Source organism: Aurantimonas marianensis (assembly GCF_024195285.1).
Taxonomy (GTDB): Bacteria; Pseudomonadota; Alphaproteobacteria; order Rhizobiales; family Rhizobiaceae; genus Aurantimonas; species Aurantimonas marianensis.
This window is the reverse complement of sequence record NZ_JALHBS010000001.1, coordinates 64,862-70,911: the sequence shown is the minus strand read 5'-3', so window position 1 is coordinate 70,911 and position 6,050 is coordinate 64,862. Positions and strand designations below refer to the sequence as shown.

Genomic DNA, 6,050 nt, shown 5'->3' with positions numbered 1-6,050 from the left:
TTGAATTTGTCGAGGTCGAGACAGAGGACGGCCACCCGCCGGTCCTCCGCCTGGGCCATGAAGGCGGCCTCGAGTTCTTGGCCGAAGAGGGTGCGGTTCGGCAGATCGGTGAGCCCGTCATGCAAGGCCATGTGCGCGATCTGCGCCTCGATCCGGCGGATATTCGTTATGTCGTCATGCGTGGCAAGCCAACCGCCACCGGCAAGAGGGCGGTGGGAGATCGCGATCGAGCGCCCGTCGTTGAGATGATGAATCTTGACATAGGGCTCCCTCACCTCGACCGCGGCAATACGCTCCGTGATGTATTTCTCGGCATCTCGGCCGACGACGCATCCCGTCTCGATCCGTCGAAGCAGAATGTCGCGCAGGTGCATGCCTGGTTTGATCGACGCCGGATCAAGCTCGTACATCTCCGCGTAGCGCGGGTTTGAGACGATCAGATTCTTGGCTCCATCGAACATGCACAAGCCTTGCGACATGTTGGCCAGAGCCGCGTCGAAGCGCAGATTCTGACGGCGAAGATCCGCTTCGTTCTGCACGATCACCTCCTTCGCCTGGCGCATCCCCTCACAAAAATCGGCGGTTGCGGCCACCATTTGTCCGATTTCGTCTTTACGAGCTTTGATATTCACGTCGGGGCGGAAGTTCAGATTCCCGAAGGAAATGTCACGCATGGCGCGTGTGACGGCACGGATCGGAAGAACGATCGAGCGAGCGAAGAAGAAGATGATGCCCAAGCTTACCAGAACGGTGGCGATCCCGCCCATCTGAACGATACGCCCGCTGCTGGCCACGCGGACATGAAGATCGTCGACCATCGCGCGTGTCTGCCGACGGGCCGCGCTGGTCAACTTCCACAGATGCGACGCCGCGCGCTGGAAATCATCGTCGTTTCCGCCGAGCAACATGGTGCCCATCGCCGGATCTATCGCGCCGACCTCCACCGTGGCGCTGGCGTTGGCAACGTATTTCGCCCAGCTGTCGACGAACTTTTCCAGCTCGGCATGTTCGGACGGCGTCAGGTCGGCGCGCATGGAAAGATGCTCCGCCTGGAACTTGGCCGACTCGCTGTTCTGGACGATTTCCGCGCGCAGTTGCGACAGGCGCGTTTCGTTGACGCCATTGCCCGCCCAGGCGGTGTAACGGAACAAATTCAGATGCGCTTCCGAAACGGTATCGATGAGGCGCTCCTCCATCGTCTGCTTGACGATTGCCGATGTCGCGACCTTGTCGACGCGATCGGCGACAGTGCCGAGCGCGAAGACCACCAGTGCGCCGGTCGACAGAAGCGAGATCAGCAATACGGCGGAGCCGCCGAATGCCTTCACGCCGAGCGGCAGATCGTTGATCAACCGCGACAGCCAGCGCACCCGCACCTCGCCATTCCCTCCCCGCCACCCATGTCAGTCCTTATGCACCCCCACGCCCACCACGAAGGCGCCCATCTTTTCTATGTAGCTGGATTTGTCTTCGATCTTGTTGGTGAGGGGATGGGGCCACTTGTAGTCCACCCAACCCGAGCCTGAATCGATTGCAACCCGGAGGATTTCCTGGATGAGATATTTTCCATCCTGGTCTTTCAACGCGCTGAGATTCTTGCCGACGAGAACCGGCCGCGCCCCGTGGGCGACATTGACACCCTGCAGATCGTAGACGAACGGATAGAGATCCCGGTCGTGAAATGCGGGCGTCGTCTGATCGTTGATCGCGGCGAAAGTGGCCTCCTCGCCGTGCCGCGCGAACATCTCCTTCGCCCGCTTGACCATCGCGACGGCTTCATCGCGAGAACCCTTTGACGAGTCTTCCGCGGACAACGCGGTCGTTGAGATCGCGGAGAAGGTGAGGGCTATCGCAAGGGTCACCGCGCGTATCATGGGACAATTCTCCTTCAGAGCATCATCGCAGGAACGCCTTAAGAATTTCTATATGAAACATACTTTCACTATTGAGTAAGAAAGCGCTAAAGATAACCATCCTTCCCTATAGGAATAATCGTTATCGACAGGTCCGAATACTGCTCCTCGAAATGAGCTCGGCCCCACCCTTTCCCCCGTCCCGCTTCCCGCATAGCCTCCGCCTGGCAGCCGCCCTTCCACCCAACCCGGTTAGCCCGTGTCTCTCAAAGCCCGTCTTGCCGCCACGTTGAGCGCCGCGTTCCTGGTCATTTTGCTGATCGGCGGCGTTATTACCTATGACCAGGCGACGAAGAACATCGCGGCCGAGCTGACCGCCGCCCGCAGCGTCGCCGCCAACCGCGTCGCCCAGCTGGTCGCCAAGCTGCCCGCCGCGCGCGATACGGCGGCCGAGCTTGCCGGTTTCGTGCGCGCCTTCAACGGCGACCGGCATGTGCAGGTGCTCTTGATCGATTCCACCGGCGCAGTCCGCGAGCTGTCGACCCCCGCCAAGGATTACGGCGCCCTGCCCGACTGGTTCGTCCGCCTGCTCGCGCCGGACACCTCGACCACCGTGATGCCGCTGTCCGGCGCCGCTTTACCGATGACGGCCGTTGCCGTCTCGATCGACCCGCGCAACGAGATCGCCACGACCTGGACCGATCTTGGCCTTGGCCTCGGCGGTCTCGTCCTGTTCGTGCTGGTCGCTTTCGGCGCCGTCTGGGTGGTTGCCGACCGGGCACTCAAGCCGCTCGGGGCGATCCAGGCGGCCTTCGCCCGTATCGGCACGGGCGATTACGCCACCCGCGTCGCGCCGTCCGGCCCGCCCGAAATGCGGGTGCTGGCGGCGCGCTGCAACGAGATGGCCGCGCGACTTGAGGAGATTTCCGGCCGCAACCGCCGCCTGTCGGAACAGCTGTCGCGGCTGCAGGAGGAGGAGCGGGCCGAACTCGCCCGCGATCTCCACGACGACATCGGACCGCTGCTGTTCGCCATCGACGTCGATGCCTCGGCGATCACCCGCCTCGCCAGGAGTGTCGACGACAAGGTGACCGGCCGCGCCGAGGCGATCAAGACCGCCGCCCATCGCGCCAGGCGGGAGGTGCGGCGCATCCTCTCCGATCTGCGGCCCGGCCTGATGCCCGGCCTCGGCCTCAAGGCGGCGATCGAGGAACTGATCGCCGAGCTGTCCCGCCGCCACGGTGACGTGACCTTTTCGGCCGAGCTGGCCGAAGGCCACTGGGGCGGGCCGCTGGAGGTTCTGGTCCACCGGGCGCTGCGCGAAGGCCTCGACAATGCGCTGCGCCACGGTGCGCCGAGCCGCATCGCCGTGCGGCTGGCGGAGGCGGACGGACATCTTCTCTTCAGCGTCGTCGACAATGGCGGCGGGCTCGCCGAGACGGCCACGACCGAAGGTTTTGGCCTCGTCGGCATGCGTGAGCGGGTCAAGGCGGCCGGCGGCGAGCTCTCCGTCGCACAGGTGCCTTTCCCGCCCGGCGTCAAGCTGGAAGGCCGGGTGCCGCTTGCCCGTGACAGCGCGCCTCCCGACGCGGTAGTTTAGTCCCGGGAGGACGGAACGGCATGAAGATCCTGATCGTCGACGATCACACGGTGGTGCGCGACGGCGTCAAGCGGCTGGTCGAGGCGCTTCCCGCGACGGCGATCGCCGAGGCCGAGACGCCCTCCGAGGCGCTGGCGATGTTCCGCAAATTCCGGCCGGACGTCACCATCCTCGACATCAATCTGAAGAACGGCAGCGGGCTGGACGCCTTGCGGCGGCTACGGGCCGACGATCCCAAGGCGAAGATCGTGGTGTTCTCGATGTACTCCGACATCGTCTACGCCGCCTCGGCCCGGCGCGACGGCGCGCTCGGCTATGTCTCGAAGAGCGCGCCGACCGACGAGCTGCTGGTGGCGATCGAAAAGGCGCTCGTCGGCGAAGCCTATGTCGACAGCGAGACCACGGCGCTGATGGCCCGCCACGAAACCTCGGAAGGCGGAACCAAGGAGTTGTCGCGGCGCGAATTGCAGATCCTGCACATGCTCGGCGAGGGCAAGAGCCTCACCGACATCGCGCAAGGCCTCGGCGTCGCCTACAAGACCATTGCCAACACCTCCTCGCGCATGAAGGAAAAGCTCGGCGTCGACCGCACGTCGGATCTCGTCCGCTTCGCACTGGAGACGAAGGGCGGGCGCATGCTCGACCGCGAGCGGCCGTAATACCAACCTGCGGCGATAGGAACCCGTTCGACCGGGATGATCCGCCGATGCGTGGCGAGGAGCGGAACGACGCGCGATGCGGCGCTCCTGGCCGGACAAGCCTGTTCAGCACCATCGGATAGGGCCTTGTCACTGCAGGTTGGTATGAGGCTCACGCAGATACCGCGACATTGACGAGGACGGGAAGTTATCCCGTTGGCGTGCCTGGAAGCGGCGGGATAGCGTAGTTCCCGGGCGATGGCCGAGCGTGATGTCCACAGCCGGCCGAACAGGAGGATCCAGCCGGTTATGAAACGACTGCCTTTGACGGCATTGGCTGGCCTGCTGACGCTCTTCGCAACTCCGGCTTTCGCCTACAAGATCTTCGTCTCCAACGAGAAGGGCAACGACATCACCGTCCTCGACTCGGCGGATTTTGCGGTCGTCGACACCTTCAAGGTGGGGCAGCGGCCGCGCGGCATCGCCGTCGGCCCCGACGGCGCCCGGCTGTATGTCTGCGCCAGCGACGACGACACCATCCAGGTCTACGATACCGAAACCTACGCGTTCCTCGGCACGCTGCCCTCCGGCCCCGATCCGGAGCTTCTGGTCATCTCGCCCGACGGCAAGCGGCTCTACGCGGCGAACGAGGACGACAATCTCGTCACCGTCATCGATCTTGCGACGCAATCGCGGATCGCCGAGATTCCGGTGGGGGTCGAGCCGGAGGGCATGGGCGTCTCGCCGGACGGAGCGACCATCGTCAACACGTCGGAAACGACGAATATGGCCCATTTCATCGACCGCGACAGCCACCAGATCACCGCCAATGTCCTGGTCGATTCGCGCCCCCGCTTCGCCGAATACAAGCGCGACGGTTCGGAGGTCTGGGTGTCGGCCGAGATCGGCGGCACGGTCAGCGTGATCGACGCCGCCAGCAAGGAGATCAAGGCGAAGATCACCTTCGAGATCCAGGGCATCCGCTCCGAGGCGATCCAGCCAGTCGGCGTTAGGATCACCAAGGATGGCAAGAAGGCCTATGTCGCGCTCGGGCCGGCCAACCGCGTCGCGGTGATCGACGCCGAGACCTATGAGGTGGTCGACTATCTGCTCGTCGGCCAGCGGGTCTGGCAGCTCGCCTTCTCGCCCGACGAGACGCACCTTTTTACGACCAACGGCATCTCCAACGACATTTCGGTCATCGACGTCGAGGATGACGAGGTGATCAAGTCCGTCCAGGTCGGCCAGCAGCCTTGGGGCGTCGCCGTCACGCCTGGCGAATGAACGCAGGCGGTGAGGACATCGGCGTGGGACGAACTGGGTCATCGCGCCAGCAGCGGGAGGGAAGCATGAAATCATTCTGGCTTTTGTTGATGGCGGCGTTTCTCGCCTTCGCCCCGGCCACGGTCGTCGCGGCGCAGGATGCGGAGCCAAGCGCACAGACCGCCGATGATGACGATGACGACGACGACGATGATGACGGAGCGACGGTCGCCGCGATGGTGCCGACGGCCGCGGAGCTGACCATTCCGCCGGGTTCCGAACTGATGCCGGCGAGCGCGCTGAATGGCGACCAGATCGGCCTGCCGCCCGCCTCGCTGTCGAGCCAGATCGTCACCCCGCTCGTTCTCGGCGCCCCGGACAGCGAATTCGCCGTCAGCCACACCGACATCTATCTGAGGGCCAATCAGGCCTATCGCTGGGACATCGCCTCCGAGGGCAGCCTGGAGTACAAGTTCCATGCTCCCGGCTTCTTCCGCAATGTCTGGATGAACCAGATCGTCATCGCCGATCTCGAGGTGCATATGGCCGGCCCGCCCGCCTGGCTCGAATACGACGCGACCGGCGTCATCACCGTGCAGTTCCAGACCACCCGGCCCGGCCGCTACGATTGGTATGTCGAGGGCCTCGATGAAGACCAGGGGATGAGGGGCACGATCACCATCGTGCCCTAGCGTG

At 64.2% G+C, this 6,050-nt stretch carries 6 protein-coding genes; 4 read left to right on the top strand and 2 right to left on the bottom strand.

All coding sequences use genetic code 11. The features are described 5' to 3' along the window. Together MJ956_RS18860 and MJ956_RS00355 are read right to left on the bottom strand one after the other, a co-directional pair. A partial coding sequence (locus MJ956_RS18860; protein ID WP_253962492.1) for a PAS-domain containing protein occupies positions 1-1,376 on the bottom strand: 1,376 nt, incomplete at its 3' end. A gap of 27 nt (positions 1,377-1,403) precedes the next feature. Further along, positions 1,404-1,874 (bottom strand): cache domain-containing protein, encoded by a 471-nt coding sequence (locus tag MJ956_RS00355; protein ID WP_253962491.1) that lies wholly within the window; start codon positions 1,872-1,874, stop codon positions 1,404-1,406. Positions 1,875-2,112: 238 nt separating this feature from the next. On the opposite strand from MJ956_RS00355, the gene MJ956_RS00350 reads away from it, so the two are divergent. From MJ956_RS00350 to MJ956_RS00335, 4 genes are all read left to right on the top strand, one after another. Continuing rightward, the gene (locus MJ956_RS00350) at positions 2,113-3,453 is read left to right on the top strand and encodes a sensor histidine kinase (RefSeq protein ID WP_253962490.1); all 1,341 of its coding nucleotides are present in this window, start codon (positions 2,113-2,115) and stop codon (positions 3,451-3,453) included. A 20-nt stretch (positions 3,454-3,473) separates the two neighbouring features. After that, on the top strand, positions 3,474-4,112 hold the full coding sequence (locus MJ956_RS00345; RefSeq protein WP_253962489.1) for a response regulator transcription factor: 639 nt from the start codon (positions 3,474-3,476) through the stop codon (positions 4,110-4,112). A gap of 288 nt (positions 4,113-4,400) precedes the next feature. After that, a complete protein-coding gene (locus tag MJ956_RS00340) occupies positions 4,401-5,375 on the top strand; it encodes a YVTN family beta-propeller repeat protein (protein ID WP_253962488.1) in 975 nt (324 codons plus the stop codon). A 65-nt stretch (positions 5,376-5,440) separates the two neighbouring features. Continuing rightward, positions 5,441-6,046, top strand: coding sequence for a hypothetical protein (locus MJ956_RS00335; RefSeq protein WP_253962487.1), 606 nt, complete (start codon positions 5,441-5,443; stop codon positions 6,044-6,046). Positions 6,047-6,050 lie beyond the last annotated feature (4 nt).